Source organism: Streptomyces dengpaensis (genome assembly GCF_002946835.1).
GTDB classification, from domain to species: Bacteria; Actinomycetota; Actinomycetes; order Streptomycetales; family Streptomycetaceae; genus Streptomyces; species Streptomyces dengpaensis.
The window spans coordinates 2,134,280-2,156,714 of sequence record NZ_CP026652.1 but is presented as its reverse complement, the minus strand read 5'-3'; the positions used below and the strand labels follow the sequence as shown (position 1 = coordinate 2,156,714).

Below are 22,435 nucleotides of genomic sequence, written 5' to 3'. Positions count from 1 at the left end.
AGATTTCGGGCTTCCTCTGGCTTTTCGTCCCACGGACCTTCACTCTGGGTAGTGGACAAGGGAGTTCGGGCGGACGTGCGACAAGCGCGTCGGGACAGACGGGGGCAGCGCATGGACGCAGTGCGGCTCATCGTGGCGAGCAGGCGTGCCCTGGCGGAGAGCGGCGACACCCCGGAGGTGATGGCGGAAGCGTGGCAGGCGCAGGCCCTGGCCCAGGCGATAGGCAGCCGTTTCGCCGTCTCCGGGCCGCCTGAACTCCGGGGCGAGGCCCTCGGCCTGACCGAGCTGGCCGGCCGGGGCTGCGGCGTCCTCGACGCCCCCGCCCTCGACGTCGGCGCCTTACGTGCCGCCAAGCTCACCGAGTTGGGCGACGCCCGCGAGGCACTCCTCTGCCTCGGCGCTCTCCTCGGCGAGGTCGGCATAGCCCTCGTCGGCATCGCCTGCGCGGCGGACGACGAGGGCACGTACTGGCAGTGCATGGAGGGCATCGACGCGGCGGACGAGTCCCGCGACAGGGTCGTGGAGATGCTGAGACGCCTGAATCTCCTGGCCCGTCCGGCATGTGAGGACGAGGCCGTTCAGGCCGACAAGGGGGTCCGGGGGCGAAGCCCTCAGCCGTGAACGCCCCCGGCCGGGGACGGAAGCCCCCGAGCGGAAGCGGCTGCGGGCGAACGGAGTTGACCGAGGCGCGGGCCTTTGACCGAGCTCGGACTTGCCGGTCCGTTATCCGAGCTGAGGCATCACCTCGGACGCGATCAGCTCCAGGTGATCCAGGTCATCAAGGTCCAGCATCTGGAGATACATGCGCTGTGATCCGACGGACTCGTACTGGGCGATCCGCTCGACGACCTCCGCGGGGGAGCCCGCGAGACCGTTCGCCTTCAGCTCGTCGACATCACGCCCAATGGCGTCGGCCCGCCGCTTGACCTCGGCGTCGTCCTTCCCGACGCAGGCCACGAGCGCGTTGGAGTACACCAACGCGTCGGCCTTGCGTCCGGCCTGCTCGGCCGCCGTGCGCACCCGGGCGAATTGCTGCTCCGTGTCCGCGACGGAGGCGAAGGGGATGTTGAACTCGTCGGCGAACCGCGCCGCGAGCGCCGGGGTCCGCTTGGCTCCATGGCCACCGATGAGCACGGGCACCTTCGACTGCGCGGGCTTCGGCAGTGCGGGCGAGTCCTTGAGCCGGTAGTACTTCCCGTCGAAGGTGAACCGCTCGCCGACCGGCGTGCCCCACAGGCCGGTGACGACGGCGAGCTGTTCTTCGAGCCGCCCGAACTTCTCCTTCGGGAAGGGAATGCCGTACGCCTCGTGCTCGGCCTCGTACCAGCCGGACCCAAGACCGAGCTCGACACGCCCGCCCGACATCTGGTCGACCTGCGCGACCTGGATCGCGAGGACGCCGGGCAGCCGGAAGGTCCCGGCGGTCATCAGGGTGCCGAGGCGGATCCGGCTGGTCTCACGGGCGAGACCGGCCAGCGTGATCCATGCGTCGGTGGGCCCGGGGAGGCCGCTGACGGATCCCATGTGCAAGTAGTGGTCCGAGCGGAAAAAGGCTCCGTAATGAAGGTCTTCAGCGGCCTTGGCGACGCGGAGCAGCGTCTCGTAGGTCGCTCCTTGCTGCGGTTCTGTGAAGACTCGAAGATCCATGCATCCATCATGCATCGGCCGCAACTACCGCCCCACCGTGAACCGCTGGCGCACCCGTAACCCGGAACAGGCAGGCCTTCGGCAGGCACGCGCCGTTCGACGTTCGGCTCGCGTACCTGCCTTCCTGAGACCCGTGCGGGAGAACGGGGCCGCGGGATAATTCCCGAGCCTGTCCGCCGCGCTCGCCGTACGCTGTGCAGGCGCGCCGAAGCAGCCCGCGCGCCCCACGTTTCCGCAGCTCAGCAGACGTTTCGAGGCAGACCCACCGTGTTCCTTACGATCAGTACCACCGGTACTCCAGAGCGCCCCGCGACCGACCTCGGCTTTCTGCTGCACAAGCATCCCGATAAATCGCAGGCGTTCTCGACCTCCTACGGCACGGCGCACGTCCTCTACCCGGAGGCGTCCGTCGGGCGGTGCACGGCCGCGTTGCTGCTCGAGGTCGACGCGGTGGCGCTGGTCCGGCGTGGCAAGGGCAAGGGGCGCGGTGGCGCACCCGACGCCGCGCTCGCGCAGTACGTCAATGACCGGCCGTACGCGGCCTCGTCCCTGCTCGCCGTGGCGCTGAGCGCTGTGTTCTCCAGCGCGATGAGGGGGCAGTGCGCCGCTAAGCCCGACCTGCCCGCGCGGCCGCGGCCCCTCAGGATCGAGGTGCCCGCGCTGCCCGCGCGAGGCGGCGCCGACCTCGTACGGCAGCTCTTCGAGCCGCTGGGATGGGCGGTGACGGCCGAGGCCGTGGCCCTGGACGCGCGGTTCCCCGAGTGGGGCGACTCCCGTTACGTACGCCTGGAAATCGAAGCGGAGCGGCTGACGCTCGCCGAGGCCCTGCGCCACCTGTACGTGCTGCTCCCGGTGCTCGACGACGCCAAGCACTACTGGGTGTCGTCCGACGAGGTCGACAAGCTGCTGAGGGCGGGCGAGGGCTGGCTGGCGGACCACCCGGAGCAGAAGCTGATCACCAGCCGGTATCTCTCGCGCCGCTGGTCGCTGACCCGGCAGGCCATGGAGCGGCTCGAACTCGTACGGCTTGCCGAGGCCGACGACACCGAGGTCGAGGAGATCGACAACGCGGTCGACGAGGAGACCGACACGGAGGAGAAGCCGGTGCCGCTCGCCGTGCGGAGGCGGGACGCGATCCTCGCCGCGCTGCACGCGTCCGGCGCCGGCCGCGTCCTCGATCTCGGCTGCGGACAGGGCCAGTTGGTGCAGGCGCTGCTCAAGGACCCGCGGTTCACCGAGATCGTCGGCGTCGACGTGTCGATACGCGCGCTCACCATCGCGTCGCGGCGGCTCAAGCTCGAGCGGATGGGCGAGCGGCAGGCTGCGCGCGTGCGGCTCTTCCAGGGCTCGCTCGCTTACACCGACGACCGCCTCAAGGGGTACGACGCCGCCGTGCTCAGCGAGGTCATCGAGCACCTCGACCTGCCCCGGCTGCCGGCCCTGGAGTACGCGGTGTTCGGCTCCGCGCGCCCCAGGACCGTCCTCGTGACGACACCGAACGTCGAGTACAACGTCCGCTGGGAGACCCTCCCGGCCGGGCACTCCCGGCACGGCGACCACCGCTTCGAGTGGACGCGGGAAGAGTTCCGCGCTTGGGCCCGGCAGGTCGCCGAGCGCTACCGGGATTCATTCGCAGTGCTCCGACCCTTCAGGCCGAGGGTGAAGCGAATCTCGTCGGGGCGACGCGGAGCGTCGCGGTGTTGTTCCGGCGGAGCCGGACAGTACACGGCGCCGGTGACATCTCGTGCACATGTTCCCGGTGACAGTGGGCGTTCGAGCTTTCTAGGGTGATCGTCATGCAGCTCCGGTACGCCTTCAGGATCTACCCGAATGCCGGTCAGCGCACCGCGCTGGCCAGGGCGTTCGGGTGCGCCCGGGTGGTGTTCAACGACGCGGTCCGCGCCCGCGAGGAGGCCCGTCAGGCCGGGCAGCCGTTCCCGAAGGCCGGGGAGCTGTCCACGCGCCTGATTGCCGAGGCCAAGCGGACAGCGGAACGGTCCTGGCTGGGGGAGGTGTCCGCCGTCGTCCTCCAGCAATCCCTGCGGGACGCTGAGACCGCCTACAAGAACTTCTTCGCCTCCCTCAAGGGTACCCGCAAGGGCCCCAGGATCGGCCCGCCCCAATTCAAGTCCCGCAGGGACGCCCGGCAGTCGATCCGGTTCACCGCAAACGCCCGCTGGAACGTCACCGACAGCGGCCGTCTGAACCTGCCGAAGATCGGCGCGGTCAAGGTGAAGTGGTCCCGCGCGCTGCCCGCCACCCCCAGCTCCGTCACCGTCATCAAGGACGCGTCCGGCCGGTACTTTGCCTCCTTCGTCATCGACACCGACCCCGCCGCCGACGCGACACGGATGCCCGAAACCGACCGCACCATCGGCATCGACCTCGGCCTGACCCACTTTGCAGTCCTCTCCGACGGCACGAAAATCAACTCCCCGCGCTTCCTGCGACGCGCGGAGAAGAAGCTGAAGAAGGCCCAGCGGGAACTGTCCCGCAAACAGAAGGGAAGCAAGAACCGCGCCAAGGCCCGCCTCAAGGTCGCCCGCGCCCACGCCAAGGTCACCGACGCACGCCGCGAGTTCCACCACCAGCTCTCCACAAAGCTGATCGCCGAGAACCAAGGGATCGCCGTGGAGAACTTGTCCGTGGCAGGACTGGCGCGCACCAAGCTCGCCAAGTCCGTGCATGACGCCGGATGGTCATCGTTCATCAGCATGCTGAAGTACAAAGCAGAACGGTACGGCCGCACCCTGGTCAAGATCGGCCGGTTCGAGCCGACCTCCCAGACCTGCTCCACCTGCGGCGTCAAGGACGGACCCAAACCCCTGAACGTCCGGGAATGGACCTGTACCGCCTGTGGCACCGTCCACGACCGGGACATCAACGCCGCGATCAACGTGAAGACGGCCGCCGGACTGGCGGTATCGGCCTGCGGAGCGCCGGTAAGACCAGGAGCAATCCCGGCACAGCGCGAAGAAACAGGAAGCCACGGATTCCCGACCGAACCCCGTGCCGCGTAGCGGCACAACAACAAGTCGAGAAGGCCAGAATGCTCGGGCTTCAGCCCGAGGAGCAAGTCAATGCTGGACGACGGAGGGGCCCCGCCCGGGGGGCCCGGGCCTGGACGGAGTCCGGCTGGCGCCGTTCCAGATCCTCGCGGTCCAGGGGCGGAGCCTTGCCGGGCTGCCGCACGACGAGCAGCTCGCGCTGATCGACCGGCTGGTGGAGCACGACGGGACCGGACTGCTGCAGACCACCCGGCGGATCTTCGTCGACACCGGTGACCCGGAGTCGGTACAGGCCGGCATCGACTGGTGGCTGGAGATGACGGGCCGCGGCGGCGAGGGCATGGTCGTCAAGCCGGTCGACGCCGTGGTGCGCAGCGAGGAGGGGCGTCTCGTCCAGCCCGGTATCAAGTGCCGGGGCCGTGAGTACCTGCGGATCATCTATGGTCCGGAGTACACGCGCCCTGAAAACCTCGCGCGGCTGCGCGGCCGTTTCCTGAACCACAAGCGGTCGCTGGCCATTCGCGAGTACGCGCTGGGTCTCGAGGCCCTGGACCGCCTCGCGGAGGGCGAGCCGCTGTGGCGGGTACACGAGGCCGTCTTCGGGGTGCTGGCGCTGGAGTCGGAGCCGGTGGACCCGCGGCTGTGACGGGTCGCCCGCCCTCGGCGAGGCCACCCGGCTCCGCCGAGGGCGCCCCGGGGAAGCACCCGGGGGAAGCACCCCGGCCGACAGCGGGCCGTCTGGTGGCCCGCGGCTCCCAGGTAGATCGTCTTTGTCGTCAATGCGCCGATAATGACTCGACCCGTGACTCGACCCGCTTATCGTCACGAAGACAAAACGAGGGGATCCGACTCGGCCGATCCACGGGTGAACGCGCGTCCGGATGGTCAGGATGGAGGCATGGGATTCCATGTCGACTCCGAGGCCGGGCGGCTGCGCCGCGTCATCCTGCACCGGCCGGATCTTGAGCTCAAAAGGCTCACCCCCAGTAACAAGGACGCCCTGCTCTTCGACGATGTGCTGTGGGTGCGCCGGGCGCGCGCGGAGCACGACGGGTTCGCCGACGTACTGCGCGACCGTGGGGTCACCGTCCACCTCTTCGGCGACCTGCTCACCGAGGCCCTGGAGATCCCGGCGGCCAGATCACTCGTTCTGGACCGGGTCTTCGACGAGAAGGAGTACGGACCGCTCGCCACCGACCATCTCAGGGCCTCCTTCGAGACCCTGCCCGCCCCGGAGTTGGCGTCCGTGCTCGTCGGCGGCATGACCAAGCGGGAGTTCCTGGACGCCCACCCGGAGCCGACCTCCGTGCGCTTCCATGTCATGGACCTCGACGACTTCCTGCTCCGGCCGCTGCCCAACCACCTCTTCACCCGGGACACCTCCGCCTGGATCTACGACGGGGTCTCCATCAACGCCATGCGCTGGCCGGCCCGGCAGCGCGAGACCGTCCACTTCGAGGCGATCTACCGGCACCACCCGCTCTTCCGCGACGAGACGTTCAACCTCTGGTCGCAGGGGCAGGCGGACTATCCGTCCACCATCGAGGGCGGTGACGTGCTCGTCATCGGCAACGGCGCCGTGCTCATCGGCATGAGCGAGCGGACGACGCCCCAGGCCGTCGAGATGCTCGCGCACAAGCTGTTCGCGGCGGGCTCGGCGCGCACCATCGTGGCGCTCGACATGCCCAAGCGACGGGCCCTCATGCACCTCGACACCGTGATGACGATGGTCGACGGCGACATCTTCACCCAGTACGCGGGGCTCGGCATGCTCCGCTCGTACACCATCGAACCGGGCGCCGGGGACAAGGAGCTGAAGGTCACCGACCATCCCCCGGAGCACATGCACCGCGCGATCGCCGCCGCGCTCGGACTCAACGAGATCCGCGTCCTGACCGCCACGCAGGACGTCCACGCGGCCGAGCGCGAGCAGTGGGACGACGGCTGCAACGTCCTCGCCGTCGAGCCCGGCGTCGTCGTCGCCTACGAGCGGAACTCCACCACCAACACGCATCTGCGCAAGCAGGGCATCGAGGTCATCGAGATCCCGGGCAGTGAGCTTGGCCGGGGGAGGGGCGGGCCCCGCTGTATGAGCTGTCCGGTCGAGCGGGATCCGGTGTAGGAATCCAGGTCCGTCGCAGGGGTTCGTCCGTGGGCAAGCTCACGTCTGTATATAAATGCCAAACATCGTATAGAATTCCAAGGTCCTCGTCTTCGTACCCCTGGAGCGCCCCCATGGCGACAGTCCCGACCGCCCTCGCCGGCCGCCACTTCCTCAAGGAGCTGGACTTCACGGAAGACGAGTTCTGCGGGCTGATCGAGCTGGCCGCCGAGCTCAAGGCCGCCAAGAAGGCCGGGACGGAGACCCGGTATCTACGGGGCAGGAACATCGCGCTGATCTTCGAGAAGACCTCGACGCGTACGCGCTGCGCGTTCGAGGTCGCGGCGGCGGACCAGGGCGCCTCGACGACGTATCTGGACCCGTCCGGCTCGCAGATGGGCCACAAGGAGTCCGTGAAGGACACCGCGCGCGTCCTCGGCCGGATGTTCGACGCCATCGAGTACCGGGGCGACAGCCAGGCAACCGTCGAGGAGCTGGCCGCGTACGCCGGAGTCCCCGTCTACAACGGCCTGACCGACGACTGGCACCCCACCCAGATGCTCGCCGACGTGCTCACGATGCTGGAGCACAGCGACAAGAGCCTCGACGACGGCATCGTCTTCGCCTACCTCGGCGACGCCCGCTTCAACATGGGCAATTCCTACCTGATCACCGGTGCGCTGCTCGGCATGGACGTGCGCATCGTCGCCCCCCAGGCGTACTGGCCGAGTGACGAGGTCATCGCCCGGGCGCGCAAGCTCGCCGAGGACAGCGGCGCCGCCATCACCCTCACCGAGTCCGTGGAGGAGGGCGTCCTCGGCGCCGACTTCGTCGCGACCGACGTGTGGGTCTCCATGGGCGAGCCCAAGGAGGTGTGGGACGAGCGGATCAAGGCCCTCGCCCCGTACGCCGTGACCATGGACGTCCTGCACGCCACCGGCAACCCGGACGTCAAGTTCCTGCACTGCCTGCCGGCCTTCCACGACCTGGGCACCAAGGTCGGCCGCGAGATCCACGAGACCCACGGGCTCGACTCGCTCGAAGTCACCGACGAGGTGTTCGAGTCGGCCCACTCGGTCGTCTTCGACGAGGCCGAGAACCGCCTGCACACCATCAAGGCGGTCCTTGTCGCCACACTGGCCTGAGACTCCTCTCAGCAGGCCTTATGCTGACCCGCGGCCCGGAGCCAACCATTCCGTGGCCGCCTCGCGACTGACCCGGTCGCACCCGCGCCCCATGGTGCGCTTGAGGCCATGGCCTGCGAGGTCCGCGCCGGATTCGGCGATCAGGAGCTCTGGGCGGGCACCTTGATCGTCGGAGTCGTCTCCGCCGTCCCGGCGGCCTTCGCGTCGCTCGACGCCGTGGTCAACCTGTGCACCATCGGCACGCTCGCCGTCATGGCCATCGTCAATATCGCGGTGATCGCGCTGCGCCGCCGCGAGCCGGGCCTCGCCCGCTCCTTCCGGGTGCCGCTCTACCCCGTCGTACCGCTGCTCGGCGTGGCTTTCTGCCTGTATCTGATGTACGAGACGGGCTGGACGACCTGGATCCTTCTCGCGTTCTTCCTCGCGGCCGGATTCCTGGTGTACGTCCTCTACGGGCGCCGCCACTCCCGGCTGGCCGGAGCCGCTGCTAAGCAGACCGCCGCTGACGAGGAACTACAGGCAGTGTGAACCAGACCGCCTTGCCGGAGTCGGTGGGGCGGTGGCCGCAGGACGAGCTGAGGGTGCGGATCAGGAGCAGTCCGCGCCCGTGCTCCTGCCAGGGGTCGGGTTCGCCGGCCTGGTGGGGGACCGTGAGATCGCCGGGCGGCGCCGGGTCCGGGTCGTGCACCTCGACCTGGCAGCCGGTCGGCATCAGCTCCACGACCAGCTCTATGGGGCCGTCGCCCCCGGTGTGCTCCACGGCGTTGGCGACCAGTTCCGCGGTGAGCAGCTCCGCCGTGTCGCTGTCGGCCGGGTGCTCCAGCGCGGCCAGCGCCGTACGGACCAGCGCGCGGGCGACGGGCACGGCCGCGGTGGTGTGCGGCAGCGCGATGCGCCAGGAGGCCGGAGAAAGGGGCGGCACGAAGTCCCCCGACGCGGGATGGTCGTCGGGAGACGGGCGGGTGGGGATGTCGTGCAAGGCGTGTCCGTTCATGGAGCAGGCTGTCCTGCTTTCAACCTTGTGAATGGTACGTCGGTGCCCGGCAGAGGCACTTGGCGGGCTCTTTCCGGGGCGTTGGACAGGCGTCGTACCGGGACGTTCGGCCCGGCGTCAGGCTCCGTACCCAGGTGAACGGCCGGTGTCCCACGGGGGCCTCCCACCGTTACGGGTCCGTCGAGAATCCGTGACCCGGTGACGGGGAGCCGTCACGTGGTCAGCGCGCTGCCACGACTGCTCTGTCGCGACCCTCTATCGCGCAGACGTGACGACAGTCACGAATGAGTGATAGCTTCGAGGGATAGCCGCAGAGCGCCGCCCCCGCCCGAGGAGGCCGCACGTCATGAGTCCCTTCACCGGCTCCGCCGTCCGCACCGCCGACTGGAAGCACCTGAGGTGCGTGATCGCCGACGGGGTCGCCACGGTCACGCTCGCCCGCCCCGAGAAACTCAACGCGCTCACCTTCGGCGCGTACGCCGATCTGCGCGACCTGCTCGCCGAGCTGTCCCGGGAGCGGGCCGTACGTGCCCTGGTCCTTGCCGGCGAGGGCCGTGGCTTCTGCTCCGGAGGCGACGTCGACGAGATCATCGGCGCGACCCTGTCCATGGACACCGCCCAGCTCCTCGACTTCAACCGGATGACGGGGCAGGTCGTACGGGCGGTACGGGAATGCCCGTTCCCGGTGATCGCGGCGGTGCACGGGGTGGCGGCGGGCGCGGGAGCCGTGCTCGCGCTCGCGGCCGACTTCCGGGTGGCCGACCCGAGCGCCCGGTTCGCCTTCCTGTTCACGCGCGTCGGCCTGTCCGGCGGCGACATGGGCGCGGCCTATCTGCTGCCCCGGGTCGTCGGGCTCGGCCACGCGACCCGGCTGCTGATGCTCGGCGAACCGGTCCGTGCGCCCGAGGCCGAGCGGATCGGCCTGATCAGCGAGCTGACCGACGAGGGCGCCGCCGACGAGGCCGCACAGCGGCTGGCCCACCGCCTCGCCGAGGGCCCGGCCCTCGCGCACGCCCAGACCAAGGCCCTGCTCACCGCCGAACTGGACATGCCGCTCGCCGCCTCCGTCGAACTGGACGCCTCGACCCAGGCCCTCCTGATGAACGGCGAGGACTACGCCGAGTTCCACGCCGCCTTCACGGAGAAGCGGCCACCGAAGTGGCGGGGGCGGTGACCATGAGGGTCGCGGTCATCGGAGGCGGACCCGGGGGCCTGTACGCGGCGGCACTGCTCAAGCGCCTCGACCCGGCCCGCGAGATCACCGTCTGGGAGCGCAACGCCCCCGACGACACCTTCGGCTTCGGCGTCGTCCTCTCCGACGAGACGCTCGGTGGCATCGAGCACGCCGACCCGGTCGTGTACGCGGCGCTCCAGGACGAGTTCGTGCGCTGGGACGACATCGACATCGTGCACCGCGGGGTGCTCCACACCTCGGGCGGTCACGGTTTCGCGGCGCTCGGCCGGCGCCGCCTCCTGGAGATCCTGCACGAGCGCTGCCGCTCCCTCGGTGTCGAGCTGCGCTTCCGGGCCGAGGCCCCGCCGGTGTCCGAGCTGATGACGGCGTACGACCTCGTCGTCGCCGCCGACGGTGTGCACAGCCTCACGCGCGCCGCGTACCCGGAGGTGTTCCGCCCGTCCGTCGAGGAGCACCGCTGCCGCTACATCTGGCTCGCCGCCGACTTCGCCTTCGACGCCTTCCGCTTCGAGATCGCCGAGACCGAACACGGCGTGATGCAGCTGCACGCCTACCCCTACTCCCGCCCGTCGCCCGACCACCACCCCTCAACGAGGCCCTCCGGGCCGCAGAATCAATTCGCTGCGTCCACCGTGATCGTCGAAATGCGTGAGGAGGTGTGGCGGGCGGCCGGATTCGCGGACCTCGGCGAGCAGGAGTCCGTCGAACGCTGCGCGAAGATCTTCGCGGACGCGCTCGACGGGCGGCCCCTGCGGTCCAACAACTCGGCGTGGACCACCTTCCGCACGGTCGTCAACGACCGCTGGTCGCACGGAAACCTGGTCCTGCTCGGCGACGCCGCGCACACCGCCCACTTCTCCATCGGCTCCGGCACCAAGCTCGCCGTCGAGGACGCGCTCGCGCTGGCCGCCTGCCTGGAGGAACGGGCAGGGCTCGAAGAGGCGCTCACGGCCTACGAGGAGGAGCGGCGCCCGGTCGTCGCGTCCACGCAGCGGGCGGCCCGCGCCAGCCTGGAGTGGTTCGAGAACCTGGCCCGGTATCTCGACCAGCCCGCACGGCAGTTCGCCTTCAACCTCCTGACCCGCAGCCGTCGCGTCACGCACGACAACCTGCGGCTGCGCGACCCGCACTTCACGGCCGCGGTCGAGCGCGAGTTCGGCTGCCCGCCCGGGACGCCGCCGATGTTCACGCGGTTCCGGCTGCGCGGCCTGACCCTGCGCAACCGCGTCGTCGTCTCGCCCATGGACATGTACTCGGCCGTGGACGGCCTCCCCGGCGACTTCCACCTCGTCCACCTGGGCGCGCGGGCACTCGGCGGCGCGGGACTGATCATGACCGAGATGGTGTGCGTGAGCGCCGAGGGCCGGATCACGCCCGGCTGCGCGGGGCTCTACACCCGCCGGCAGGCCGAGGCCTGGCGGCGGATCACCGACTTCGTGCACACACAGGCGCCGGGTACCGCGATCGGCGTACAGCTCGGCCATGCGGGCCGCAAGGGTTCGACGAAGCTGATGTGGGAGGGCATCGACGAGCCGCTGGAGGACGGCAACTGGCCGCTCGTGGCCGCGTCCCCGATCCCGTACAAGCCGGAGAGCCAGACGCCCCGCGAGCTGTCGCGCGCCCAGCTCACCGATCTGCGGGAGCAGTTCACGGCAGCCGCCTGGCGGGCCGCGCGCTGCGGCTTCGATCTGCTCGAACTACACTGCGCCCACGGCTACTTGCTTTCCAGCTTCCTCTCACCGCTGACCAACCGGCGCACCGACGCGTACGGCGGCTCGCTCGCGAAGCGGCTGCGCTTCCCGCTGGAAGTCTTCGACGCCGTACGGGCCGTGTGGCCCGAGGAACGGCCCATGACCGTCCGTATCTCCGCCACCGACTGGGCCGACGGCGGCACCACCGGCGACGACGCCGTCGCGATCGCGCGGGCCTTCGCCGCGCACGGCGCCGACGCGGTCGACGTGTCGACGGGCCAGGTTGTGGCGGACGAGCACCCCGAGTACGGGCGGTCGTACCAGACGCCGTACGCGGACCGGATCCGCCACGAGACCGGCCTCCCCGTGATCGCCGTCGGCGCGATCTCCTCGTGGGACGACGTCAACTCCCTGATCCTGGCCGGGCGTACGGACCTGTGCGCGCTCGCCCGGCCGCATCTGTACGACCCGCACTGGACGCTGCACGCGGCGGCCGAGCAGGGGTACGAGGGTCCGGGCGTCGCCTGGCCGATGCCCTACCGGGCGGGCAGCCGGCGCCCGCAGACCGGACGCACCGACGCCCCCAAGCCCCGCCTTTCGCTGGGAGCGTGAGGACGTCCGGATTGAGGTCAAACTCCCTCAGTGGCTTCGGGCAGCCTCGCGAAGACCGCCCCCGCGTCCCGCAGCCGGTCGTGCAGCGCGCGGAAGACGGCCGCCGAGCGGGCGCCCGGCCAGTCCTGGGGCAGCAGCGCGGCGGGCAGGCCCGGGTCGGTGTACGGGAGATGGCGCCAGGAGTCGAGGGCGAGCAGATAGTCGCGGTACGCCTCCTCGGGCGGGGTGTTCGCGCGCCGCTCCCACGCGTGCAGCACGGGCGCGTGCTGGTCGAGGAACGCCTCGTGCTCCTTGGCGATCGCGGCCAGGTCCCACCAGCGGGCGACCGCCTCCGCCGTCGCCGAGAAGCCCAGGTGCTCCCCGCGGAACAGCTCCACATACGGGTCGAGCCGCAGCCGCAGCAGGGTGTGCCGCGTCTCCTCGTAGAGCCGCGCCGGGGCGAGCCACACCCCCGGGGCCGCCGTCCCGAAGCCGAGACCGGCGAGGCGCGAGCGCAGGACGTGCCGCTTCTGGCGCTCGGACTCCGGTACGGAGAACACGGCGAGCACCCAGCCGTCGTCCTTGGGCGGCGCCGTCGCGTACACCCGCCGGTCGCCGTCGTCGAGGAGCTGCCGGGCGTCCGGGGACAGCGCGTACCCGGCCGCGCCCGCCGCCGTGCGCGCCGGCTCGAGGAGACCGCGGCGCTTGAGCCGGGACACCGAGGACCGCACGGAGGGCGCGTCGACGCCGACCGCGGCGAGAAGCCGGATCAGCTCGGCCACCGGGACGGGGCCGGGCAGGAAGCGGCCGTACGCGCCGTAGAAGGTGACGATCAGGGACCGGGGGGCGTGCTGCTCTGACACGTTGATCACTCTAGTGCGCGAAGATCACTTGGGGTCGCCGTCCGGGGACATATCACCCTCCGGGGCGGACGGCGGCGGGGCGCCCACGGGGATGTCGGTACGCAGCCGGAACCGCTGGAGCTTCCCCGTCGCGGTGCGCGGCAGCGCGTCCAGGAACAGGATCTCGCGGGGGCATTTGTACGGCACGAGCTGGGACTTGAGGAAGGCGCGCAGCGCCTCCGCGTCCTGGTGCGCGCCCGGGCGCAGGACCGCGTACGCCACCACGACCTGCCCGCGCGCCTCGTCGGGCCGCCCTACGACCGCCGTCTCGACCACGTCCGGGTGACGCAGCAGCGCGTCCTCGACCTCCGGGCCCGCGATGTTGTACCCGGACGAGATGATCATGTCGTCGGCGCGCGCGACGTACCGGAAGTAGCCGTCGGGCTCGCGCACATAGGCGTCGCCGGTGATGTTCCAGCCGTGGCGTACGTATTCCCGCTGCCGTGGGTCGGCGAGATAGCGGCAGCCGACCGGGCCGCGCACCGCGAGCAGCCCGGGCTCGCCGTCCGGCACCGGCGCCCCCTCGGCGTCGACCACGCGCGCGTGCCATCCCGGTACCGGGACGCCCGTGGTGCCGGGGCGGATGTGTTCGTCGGCGGCGGAGATGAAGATGTGCAGCAGTTCGGTGGCGCCGATGCCGTTGATGATGCGCAGCCCGGTGCGGGTGTGCCAGGCCTGCCAGGTCGAGGCGGGAAGGTTCTCGCCCGCGGACACACAGCGCCGCAGCGAGCCGGTGTCGTGTCCGTCCAGCTTCGCCAGCATCGCCCGGTAGGCCGTCGGCGCGGTGAACAGCACGGAGACGCGGTGCTCGCCGATCGCGGGCAACAGCTGCTGGGGACCCGCCTGTTCGAGCAGCAGGGCGCTGGCGCCGGCGCGCATCGGGAAGACGACGAGACCGCCGAGCCCAAAGGTGAAACCCAGCGGCGGACTGCCCGCGAAGACATCGTCCTCGTGTGGTCGCAACACATGCTTCGAGAAGGTGTCCGCTATCGCCAGCACATCGCGGTGGAAGTGCATACAGCCTTTGGGCCGGCCGGTGGTACCCGAGGTGAACGCGATCAGGGCGACGTCGTCGGCGGCCGTGTCCACGGCCGTGAAGGGCTCGTCCGGAACGCCCGTGATCCGCAGCAGCAGGTCGTCGGGCTCGTCACCGCCGTACGTGGTGACCCGCAGCCCCGGGATCTTGGCCGTCACCAGGTCGTCGAGCGACCGTACGTCGCACAGGGCGTGCGTCACCCGCGCGATCTCGCACATCGTGGTCAGCTCGTGCGGGCGCTGCTGCGCCAGCACGGTGACGGCGACCGCGCCCGCCTTCAGGACCGCAAGCCAGCACGCGGCGAGCCACGGTGTGGTGGGCCCGCGCAGCAGTACCCGGTTGCCCGGGACGATGCCCAGTTCGCCGGTCAGCGCATGGGCGATGCGGTCGACCCGCGCGCGGAGCTGCCCGTACGTCCACGGGTCGCCGGCCGCCGTACGGAAGACCGGGCGCTCGGGGCGGGCGTGGTCCAGCAACTCGGCGGCGCAGTTCAGCCGATCGGGGTAGCGCAGCTCCGGCAGATCGAAGTGGAGCTCGGGCCAGTGCTCGGGGGGAGGGAGGTTGTCGCGCGCGAAGGTGTCGACGTGGGCGGAGGCGTAAGCGTTTGCGTAAGCGTTTACGCCGGCGTCCGCGTCCGCGTGAGCGCTGGTGTCCCTGGGGTCCATGACGGTTCGCCCCCTTGCCGTGGTGGTAGTGGGCTCGCACAAGGAGCGTATCGGGTTGGTGACGACAGTCAACGGTCCGCGATAGCGTGGGTGAGGTGACCGACGGGGAGAGAGGACCGGCGATGACCGCATTCTCGCTTGATCCGGCACAGACCGCCTGGTGTGCCGAGCTGCGCACGCTGGCGGCGGAAATCCTGCGTCCCCTGGCGGAGAAGGGCGAGGCGGGCCACGTCAACCGCCCCCTCGTCGCCGAACTGGGCAGACTGGGCCTGCTCGCCCGCCTGTTCACCTCCGGGGCGCTGGACCTCTGCCTGATGCGCGAGTCGCTGGCCCAGGCGTGTACCGAAGCCGAGACCGCGCTTGCCCTCCAAGGGCTGGGCGCGCACCCCGTCCATGCGTACGGGACCCAGGACCAGCGCGAGCGCTGGCTGCCCCAGGTCGCGGACGGCGGTGCGGTGGCCGCCTTCGCGCTCAGCGAGCCCGGTGCCGGGTCCGACGCGGCCGCGCTGGCGCTCAGGGCGGACGAGGACGGCCCCGACGGCTGGCGCCTGACCGGCGAGAAGTGCTGGATCTCGAACGCGCCCGAGGCCGACTTCTACACCGTCTTCGCGCGAACCACCCCCGGCGCCGGAGCCCGTGGCGTCACCGCCTTCCTCGTCCCCGCCGACCGCCCGGGCCTCACCGGCACCCCGCTCGACATGCTCTCGCCGCACCCGATCGGAGCCCTCGCCTTCGACGCCGTACCGGTGACCGCCGACGACGTTCTCGGTGAACCCGACCACGGTTTCCGGGTCGCCATGCACACCCTCAACCTCTTCCGGCCGAGCGTCGGCGCCTTCGCGGTCGGCATGGCGCGGGCTGCGCTGGACGCGACCCTTGAGCACACCGCTCAAAGGGACGCCTTCGGCGGCAAGTTGAGGGACCTTCAGACGGTGGCCCACCAGGTCGCCGAGATGGCGCTGCGTACGGAGGCGGCCCGTCTGATGGTGTACGCGGCCGCGGCGGCGTACGACGAAGGGGCCCCGGACGTACCCCAGCGCGCCGCGATGGCGAAGCTGCTGGCCACCGAGACGGCCCAGTACGTCGTCGACGCGGCGGTCCAACTGCACGGGGCCCGCGCCCTGCGCCGTGGCCATCTCCTCGAACACCTCTACCGGGAGGTGCGGGCACCCCGTATCTACGAGGGTGCGAGCGAGGTGCAACGCGCGATCATCGCCAAGGAGTTGTACGCGGCAGAGGAGGCGTCATGACCACCGAGCGCGTCAATCCGCCCGAGCTCTCCCCGCCCACCGGCTTCTCCCACGCGGTCGTCGCGACCGGCGGCCGCCTCGTCTTCCTGGCGGGCCAGACGGCGCTCGACGCGGACGGGAAGGTGGTCGACGGGACGCTGCCGGAGCAGTTCGAGCGGGCGCTGACGAATCTGCTGACCGCCTTGCGGGCCGCGGGCGGCACCCCGGCGGACCTCGCCCGGGTCACGGTCTACGCCACGGACGTCGCCGACTATCGCGCCCACGCCCCCGAACTCGGCCGTGTCTGGCGCGAGTTGGCGGGCCGCGACTACCCCGCGATGGCGGTCGTCGGCGCCGCCCGCCTCTGGGACGAACAGGCCCTGGTCGAGCTCGACGGCTTCGCCGTGCTGCCGTAGGACTCGGCGGAGGGGTGGATCAGGCCGCGACGGCCAGCTGCTCGGCGTACACCCGGTGCGGAGCGACCACGCTGCCGTCGGGCAGCAGTTCGCCGCTGTCGTCGAAGACGATCGCGCCGTTGCACAGGAGGTTCCAGCCCTGCTCGGGATGGGCCGCCACGATGTGCGGGGCATGGGAGTCCGCGGACGGGCACGAAGACCGGTGGGAACACATGGCGCACCTCCACGTCGGATGCGATGAGTGTCGGCGGCGGTGCCGCCGCCCTCGCATGCTTAGACCATGCGCGCCCGGCGAACTCATCGGAACCGCCCGCTGTGAAGCGTGACAACACGCGGACAACTCTCGGACGTCCCCAAGACGGACGGTGCCAACTCGCCACCAAAGGGTGATGATCACCGTCCTCGGCGCACCGGACCGGTACCTGTGGAGCGCCCCTTCCCGGCCCCCGTTCCAGGAGGTACTCCCATGTCCTTGCGCCAGGTCATCGGCGCGGCCACCGGCGTCGCGCTGCTCCTGCTCGCCGCCCCGTCCGCCGTCGCCGCCCCGTCCGCCGTCGCCGCACCGGCCGCCGCGCCCGCCTCGCACGACCTGCACGACGAGGTGACCGTCGATCCGACCGGCCACGTCGCGGCCGACGGCACCATCACCCTCTCCGGCACCTACCGCTGTCTCGACGCCACCGGGCCCGTGTTCGTCTCCTCCTCGGTGTCGCAGGACGACCCCCGCGTGCGGCACGGCATCGGCGGCACCGTGGCGGCCTGCGACGGAGCGGAACACCGCTGGACCAACTCGGAGAAGCGCGACCTGGGCACCCTCAAGCCGGGCACGGCCCACGTCGAGGCCACCCTGATGGAACTGGCCCCCGGACCGCTGGGCCTGCCGCTGCCCACCTTCCACGCGACCCGGCAGCAGGACATCACCGTCACCGAGGGCTGACGACTGTTCTGGTGTCGCCGTCGGCGGCCGCGGGGAGCCGGGCCCGGTCACTGCGGCGGGTTGCCGTGCTTGCGGGGCGGCAGGTCCGCGTGCTTGGTGTGCAGCATGGCCAGAGAGCGGATCAGCACCGACCGGGTTTCGGCCGGGTCGATGACGTCGTCGACCAGGCCCCGCTCGGCCGCGTAGTAGGGGTGCATCAGCTCGGCCTTGTACTCCTTGACCAGCTGGGCACGCAGGGCCTCGGGGTCGTCGGCGGCGGCGATCTGACGGCGGAAGACGACGCCCGTGGCGCCCTCCGCGCCCATGACGGCGATCTCGTTCGTCGGCCAGGCGTACGCCAGATCGGCGCCGATGGACTGCGAGTCCATGACGATGTACGCGCCCCCGTAGGCCTTCCTGAGGACGAGCGAGATCCTCGGCACGGTCGCGTTGCAGTAGGCGTACAGGAGCTTCGCGCCGTGCCGGATGATCCCGCCATGCTCCTGGCCCACCCCCGGCAGGAAGCCCGGCACGTCGAGCAGGGTCACGAGCGGGATGCTGAAGGCGTCGCAGAGCTGTACGAAGCGTGCCGCCTTCTCGCTGGCCTTGATGTCGAGGACGCCGGCGAGGGTCTGCGGCTGGTTGGCGACGATGCCGACGACCTGGCCGTCGAGGCGGGCCAGTGCGCAGATGATGTTGCGGGCCCAGCGTTCGTGGACTTCGAGGTAGTCGCCGTCGTCGACGAGTTCCTCGATGACCTTGGCCATGTCGTAGGGGCGGTTGCCGTCCGCGGGGACCAGGTCGAGCAGGACGTCCGAGCGGCGGTCGGCCGGGTCCTCGGAGCCGACGCGCGGGGGGTTCTCGCGGTTGTTCTGCGGGAGCATCGACAGGAGGTAGCGCACCTCGGCGATGCAGGTCTCCTCGTCGTCGTAGGCGAAGTGGCAGACGCCGGACGTCTCGGCGTGCACGTCGGCGCCGCCCAGGCCGTTCTGGGTGATCTCCTCGCCGGTGACCGCCTTGACGACGTCCGGGCCGGTGATGAACATCTGCGAGGTGTCGCGGACCATGAACACGAAGTCGGTCAGGGCGGGGCTGTAGGCCGCGCCGCCCGCGCACGGGCCGAGCATCACGCTGATCTGCGGGATGACACCGGACGCCTTGGTATTGCGCTGGAAGATGCCGCCGTAGCCGGCCAGGGCGGACACGCCCTCCTGGATCCGGGCGCCCGCGCCGTCGTTCAGCGACACCAGTGGCGCACCGGCCGCGATGGCCATGTCCATGATCTTGTGGATCTTCGTGGCATGCGCCTCGCCAAGCGCGCCGCCGAAGATCCGGAAGTCATGGGCGTACACGAAGACCGTACGGCCCTCCACCGTGCCCCAGCCGGTGACGACACCGTCGGTGTACGGCTTCTTCGCCTCCAGCCCGAACCCGGTCGCCCGGTGCCGCCGCAGCTGCTCGACCTCCTGGAACGAGCCGGCGTCCAGCAGCAGCTCGATGCGCTCCCGCGCGGTCAGCTTGCCCTTGGCATGCTGCGCCTCGGTCGCCCGCCGGCTGGGCCCCTCCCGCGCCTCCCGCTTGATCCTCGCCAGATCCTCCGCCTGGGTGGCGGGCCGTCGCTCGTCGATGATGGTCATGCGTGTGCCCTTTCCAGCCGCTGATCGGTAACCAGGAGCGCCTCCAGGGGCAGTTCACGCACGACGATGTGCGTGGGCGGTGCGCCGCGCACCGCCACGGCCGCCGCATGGCCCGCCGGGCACGGCACATCGCGTACGGTCCAGCCGTCCGGCCCCCGCGGGGCGCCCTGGGCGCCGTCACCGACGTACACCTCGGACATCCACCGGCCGATCCCGGCGCCCGTCCCCTTGAGGTACGCCTCCTTGCGCGCCCAGATCCGGGCGAAACCGGCCTGCCGCTCCGGCCCCTGAAGACGCGTCAACTGGGCCTGCTCATAGGGATGAAGGGACGGCAGGCAGACATCCACCCGCTCCGGGCCGGGCACGCGCTCCACATCGGCGCCGACCGGCCGGGCGGACACCGCGATGAGCGCCCTGCCGTGACTGTGCGAGAGGGAGAAGTGCGGGACCGGACCCCGCGCCTCGACCACGGGCCTGCCGTGCGGGCCGCCGCAGCGGGGGCAGTCCGCGCGGCCGAAGACGAGCTCCCTCGCCGGTGCCCCCACGTACGGGGCGAGCACCCGGCGCAGCGCGATGTGCGCCGCCACGTACAGGGTGCGATCGGCGGGACGCCGGAAGGTGCGGGCCCGCCGCCGCTCGTGCTCATCCAGCTCGTCGAGCGCGAACGCCCGGGAGTCAGGCGCGCTGCCGGGCGATATGAGCCAGAGCTCCAACTCGCGCCTGTTCGGATGGCGTTGGCTTGCCGTCACCCTTCCCTCCCCCTGTCGCCGCTCGTCGTACGTCGTCCAGCAGCACCGCCTGCCGCAGCGTGTCCGCCCCCGGTGCGCTCCGGCTCCGTACCGCCGCCGCGAACGCGTCGACGGTCAGCGCCACCTGGTCCGCCGGGCCGAGCCGGATCTCCTCGGCCCCGGCGCTCCGGTGCACGGTGATGACGGGTACGTGGCCGGCGGGCGGTGTGAAGGCGCGGTCGACGGTGACGCGGCCCTCGCTGCCCCACAGTTCGTAGGCGGAGCGGTACGCGTGGTCCATGCCGAAGGTGATGTGCGCGGTGACGCCGCCGGGGGCGCGCAGCAGTGCCGCGCCGGATGTCTCGACCCGTCGCCCCGCACCGTGCGAGAGGTCGGCGCCGACCACCTCGACGTCCGGGCCGAGGTGGTGCAGGGCGGCCCGCAGGGGGTAGAGGCCGACGTCGGCCAGGGCGCCGCCGCCCAGCTCGGGGGCGTACCGGATGTCGTCGTCGGGGAGCGGCGGGATGGTGAACGCGGCGTGGAAGGACCTGAGTTCACCGATCCCCCCGTCGGCGACGAGGCGCCGCACCGCCTCGTGCCGGGGATGATGGACGAACATCACGTTCTCCATCAGCGCGAGCCTCCGCCCGGCGGCGAGACCGAGCAGCCGTTCGGTGCTCGCGGGGTCCATGGTGAGGGGCTTCTCCGCCAGGACGTGCCGGCCCGCGTCGAGCGCGGCCTCCACCCAGGGGCCGTGGAGCGCGGCGGGCAGCGGTACGTACACGGCCTGGATGTCGTCGCGTTCGAGGAGTTCGGCGTAGCCCTGGACGGGACGGCAGCCGAAGCGTTCCGCGACTCGTCCGGCCTTGGTGAGGTCACGGCTGGCGACCGCGGCGATCTCCCAGTCACCGGACGCGGCGAAGGCGGGCAGCATCCGGCGGACCGCGATGTCCGCGCAGCCGAGCACCCCGATCCGTACGGGCGCGCTCAAGGTGTCCTCCCCGGCAGGGCGTTGAGACAGGCGAGCAGCGTACGGGCCTGGACGTTGAGGTAGTGGCCGTGCCGGACGAGCCAGGTCAACTGGTCGGGGGTGACCCAGGCATAGCCCGGCGGCGGATCGAGCGGGGCGTCGCGCTCGTCGGCGTCGACGAGCAGGTAACGGCTCTCGGCATGGAGGAACCGGCCGCCCTCCTCCGCGTGCACGGCCTCGTAACGGACGCGTTCCGCGGGCGCGTCGAGGACCGTGTCGAGGAACAACGGACGTTCCTTCTCCGGCAGATGGGCGTAGTTGCCCGGCGTGTACTGGACCGTGGGCCCCAGCTCCACGGTGTCCAGGAAGCCGCCCTCGACCCGGGCGTGCACCAGGACGTGCGGAACGCCGTCGAACGCGCGGGTGAGGAACGCGGTGACGCCCCGGCCGACCGGCTCGAACAGGGGCTGGGTCCAGCTGGTGACCTCGCGGTTGCCCGCCTGCACGGACACCGCCACCACCTTGAAGTAGCGGCCCTCCTCATGCGCGACCGCCATCTCGTCGCGCCGCCAGCCGGGCAGCCCGGCGAGCGGGACACGCTCGGCGTGCACGTCGTGCCGGGAGCGCTCCCCGGTGATCCAGGACAGCAGCTCCACGTCGGACAACAGCGCGCCGGACGCGGTCTGCGGCAAGGGGAGACAGGACAGGACGGTGCGCGAGTCCATGTTGATGACGTTGTCCTGGTGGAGCAGTTCGCCGATCTGGCTGAGGGTGAGCCAGCAGAAGTCGTCGAGGAGGGGGACGTCGCCGGACGCCTCCACGATCATGTTCCGGTTGGACTTGCGGAAGAACCACGAGCCGTGCTCGGACTGCAGCACGTCCGCGATCACCCGGCCGCGGCCCGGACCGACGAAGTGCTCGATGTACTTCACGTCCGCGCCCTGGTGCGCCTTGGTGTAGTTGGAGCGGGTGGCCTGGACCGTGGGCGAGAGCTGGAGCAGGTTCGGGTTGCCAGGCTCCATCTTCGCCTGCATCAGGAAGTGGAGGACCCCGTCGAACTCCTTGACGAGGATGCCGAGGACACCGACCTCCGGCTGCTTGATGACCGGCTGGTACCAGTCGGCGTACGGGCCGTCGCCGTACGGGCCGTCCCGCTCGGTGACGTGCAGGCCCTCGACCGTGAAGAACCGGCCGCTGCGGTGCACGAGGTTGCCGGTCCGCTCCTCGAACGACCAGCCCTGGAGCTCGGCGAACGGGACACGGTCCACGCGGAAGGCGTTGGCCCGGCCGCGCGCGGCGAGCCAGCCAGGGAAGTCGGCGGTCGCCAGACGGGCGCCTCGGGAGGTGGCGGCCGACAGCGCCAGCCGGCCGGGCAGATCGGTCCCGGCGCGCGGCTGAAGGGTGTGAGACAGCATCAGAGAACTCCCTGTGTGTGGGGGTGTCCGGGGTGCGGCAGCGCAGCAGACGCTGCGGCACTTGCAGACGAACCGGAGCCTGGCCCGCGCCATCAAAACCCCACGGCGCGAGCCGTAGGAATCCCCCTCGTTTACGAGGGGGAGGAAGT

At 70.9% G+C, this 22,435-nt stretch carries 19 protein-coding genes and 2 pseudogenes; 12 read left to right on the top strand and 9 right to left on the bottom strand.

Annotated elements, in window-relative coordinates:
* Nucleotides 1-111: 111 nt before the first annotated feature.
* A complete protein-coding gene (locus C4B68_RS09780; RefSeq protein WP_240634277.1) occupies nt 112-621 on the top strand; it encodes a DUF6099 family protein in 510 nt (169 codons plus the stop codon).
* Nucleotides 622-723: 102 nt separating this feature from the next.
* Here C4B68_RS09780 and C4B68_RS09775 read toward each other — a convergent pair whose 3' ends face one another.
* Nucleotides 724-1,647: an LLM class F420-dependent oxidoreductase gene (locus C4B68_RS09775; RefSeq protein WP_099506134.1), complete on the bottom strand. Its 924-nt coding sequence runs from the start codon at nt 1,645-1,647 to the stop codon at nt 724-726.
* 267 nt (nt 1,648-1,914) lie between these two features.
* On the opposite strand from C4B68_RS09775, the gene C4B68_RS09770 reads away from it, so the two are divergent.
* The 6 genes and pseudogenes from C4B68_RS09770 to C4B68_RS09745 all read left to right on the top strand — a co-directional run.
* On the top strand, nt 1,915-3,438 hold the full coding sequence (locus tag C4B68_RS09770) for a 3' terminal RNA ribose 2'-O-methyltransferase Hen1 (RefSeq protein ID WP_240634275.1): 1,524 nt from the start codon (nt 1,915-1,917) through the stop codon (nt 3,436-3,438).
* Between the two features lie 5 nt (nt 3,439-3,443).
* Complete coding sequence (locus C4B68_RS09765) at nt 3,444-4,667, top strand: RNA-guided endonuclease InsQ/TnpB family protein (protein ID WP_099506158.1); 1,224 nt, start codon at nt 3,444-3,446, stop codon at nt 4,665-4,667.
* A gap of 97 nt (nt 4,668-4,764) precedes the next feature.
* Nucleotides 4,765-5,301 (top strand): annotated as a pseudogene (locus C4B68_RS09760) (polynucleotide kinase-phosphatase); the annotation flags it as partial.
* A gap of 252 nt (nt 5,302-5,553) precedes the next feature.
* Nucleotides 5,554-6,777: an arginine deiminase gene (locus C4B68_RS09755; protein WP_167459060.1), complete on the top strand. Its 1,224-nt coding sequence runs from the start codon at nt 5,554-5,556 to the stop codon at nt 6,775-6,777.
* 113 nt (nt 6,778-6,890) lie between these two features.
* Complete coding sequence (gene argF, locus C4B68_RS09750; RefSeq protein ID WP_099506132.1) at nt 6,891-7,901, top strand: ornithine carbamoyltransferase; 1,011 nt, start codon at nt 6,891-6,893, stop codon at nt 7,899-7,901.
* 153 nt (nt 7,902-8,054) lie between these two features.
* Nucleotides 8,055-8,429, top strand: a pseudogene (locus tag C4B68_RS09745) (amino acid permease C-terminal domain-containing protein); the annotation flags it as partial.
* Here the strand turns inward: C4B68_RS09745 and C4B68_RS09740 are convergent.
* Nucleotides 8,389-8,895, bottom strand: coding sequence for an ATP-binding protein (locus tag C4B68_RS09740; protein WP_180289389.1), 507 nt, complete (start codon nt 8,893-8,895; stop codon nt 8,389-8,391). The pseudogene C4B68_RS09745 and the gene C4B68_RS09740 overlap by 41 nt on opposite strands.
* Nucleotides 8,896-9,241: 346 nt before the next feature.
* Here C4B68_RS09740 and C4B68_RS09735 point away from each other — a divergent pair, with 346 nt between their 5' ends.
* Nucleotides 9,242-10,069, top strand: a complete 828-nt coding sequence (locus C4B68_RS09735) for an enoyl-CoA hydratase family protein (RefSeq protein WP_099506131.1) — start codon at nt 9,242-9,244, stop codon at nt 10,067-10,069.
* Nucleotides 10,070-10,071: 2 nt separating this feature from the next.
* Complete coding sequence (locus tag C4B68_RS09730; protein WP_099506156.1) at nt 10,072-12,393, top strand: bifunctional salicylyl-CoA 5-hydroxylase/oxidoreductase; 2,322 nt, start codon at nt 10,072-10,074, stop codon at nt 12,391-12,393.
* A gap of 17 nt (nt 12,394-12,410) precedes the next feature.
* Here the strand turns inward: C4B68_RS09730 and C4B68_RS09725 are convergent, their stop codons facing one another.
* Complete coding sequence (locus C4B68_RS09725) at nt 12,411-13,244, bottom strand: PaaX family transcriptional regulator (protein WP_099506130.1); 834 nt, start codon at nt 13,242-13,244, stop codon at nt 12,411-12,413.
* A gap of 15 nt (nt 13,245-13,259) precedes the next feature.
* Nucleotides 13,260-14,975, bottom strand: a complete 1,716-nt coding sequence (locus C4B68_RS09720; protein ID WP_099506129.1) for an AMP-binding protein — start codon at nt 14,973-14,975, stop codon at nt 13,260-13,262.
* Nucleotides 14,976-15,097: 122 nt separating this feature from the next.
* Between C4B68_RS09720 and C4B68_RS09715 the strand changes: the two genes are divergently transcribed.
* Both C4B68_RS09715 and C4B68_RS09710 read left to right on the top strand, forming a co-directional pair.
* Nucleotides 15,098-16,225 carry an acyl-CoA dehydrogenase family protein gene (locus tag C4B68_RS09715; protein ID WP_099506128.1) on the top strand — a complete coding sequence of 376 codons (1,128 nt, stop codon included), beginning with the start codon at nt 15,098-15,100 and terminating at the stop codon, nt 16,223-16,225.
* Nucleotides 16,222-16,620 carry a RidA family protein gene (locus C4B68_RS09710; protein WP_099506127.1) on the top strand — a complete coding sequence of 133 codons (399 nt, stop codon included), beginning with the start codon at nt 16,222-16,224 and terminating at the stop codon, nt 16,618-16,620. Before C4B68_RS09715 ends, C4B68_RS09710 begins: the two co-directional genes overlap by 4 nt.
* Before the next feature lie 19 nt (nt 16,621-16,639).
* Here the strand turns inward: C4B68_RS09710 and C4B68_RS09705 are convergent, their stop codons facing one another.
* A complete protein-coding gene (locus C4B68_RS09705) occupies nt 16,640-16,834 on the bottom strand; it encodes a DUF5999 family protein (protein WP_099506126.1) in 195 nt (64 codons plus the stop codon).
* A 252-nt stretch (nt 16,835-17,086) separates the two neighbouring features.
* Here C4B68_RS09705 and C4B68_RS09700 point away from each other — a divergent pair, with 252 nt between their 5' ends.
* Nucleotides 17,087-17,557, top strand: coding sequence for a DUF6299 family protein (locus C4B68_RS09700; protein WP_099506125.1), 471 nt, complete (start codon nt 17,087-17,089; stop codon nt 17,555-17,557).
* 47 nt (nt 17,558-17,604) lie between these two features.
* Here the strand turns inward: C4B68_RS09700 and C4B68_RS09695 are convergent, their stop codons facing one another.
* Genes C4B68_RS09695 through C4B68_RS09680 form a run of 4 tightly spaced genes read right to left on the bottom strand, consistent with a single transcriptional unit; the run spans nt 17,605 to nt 22,286 of the window.
* Nucleotides 17,605-19,173: an acyl-CoA carboxylase subunit beta gene (locus tag C4B68_RS09695; RefSeq protein ID WP_240634273.1), complete on the bottom strand. Its 1,569-nt coding sequence runs from the start codon at nt 19,171-19,173 to the stop codon at nt 17,605-17,607.
* On the bottom strand, nt 19,170-19,886 hold the full coding sequence (locus C4B68_RS09690) for a 4'-phosphopantetheinyl transferase family protein (protein WP_167459059.1): 717 nt from the start codon (nt 19,884-19,886) through the stop codon (nt 19,170-19,172). Before C4B68_RS09690 ends, C4B68_RS09695 begins: the two co-directional genes overlap by 4 nt.
* Entirely contained in the window at nt 19,849-20,892 is a 1,044-nt protein-coding gene (locus C4B68_RS09685) for a Gfo/Idh/MocA family protein (RefSeq protein ID WP_167459058.1), read from the bottom strand. Before C4B68_RS09685 ends, C4B68_RS09690 begins: the two co-directional genes overlap by 38 nt.
* Nucleotides 20,889-22,286 carry an NDP-hexose 2,3-dehydratase family protein gene (locus C4B68_RS09680; protein ID WP_099498972.1) on the bottom strand — a complete coding sequence of 466 codons (1,398 nt, stop codon included), beginning with the start codon at nt 22,284-22,286 and terminating at the stop codon, nt 20,889-20,891. The genes C4B68_RS09685 and C4B68_RS09680 overlap by 4 nt, the downstream gene beginning before the upstream one ends.
* Nucleotides 22,287-22,435 lie beyond the last annotated feature (149 nt).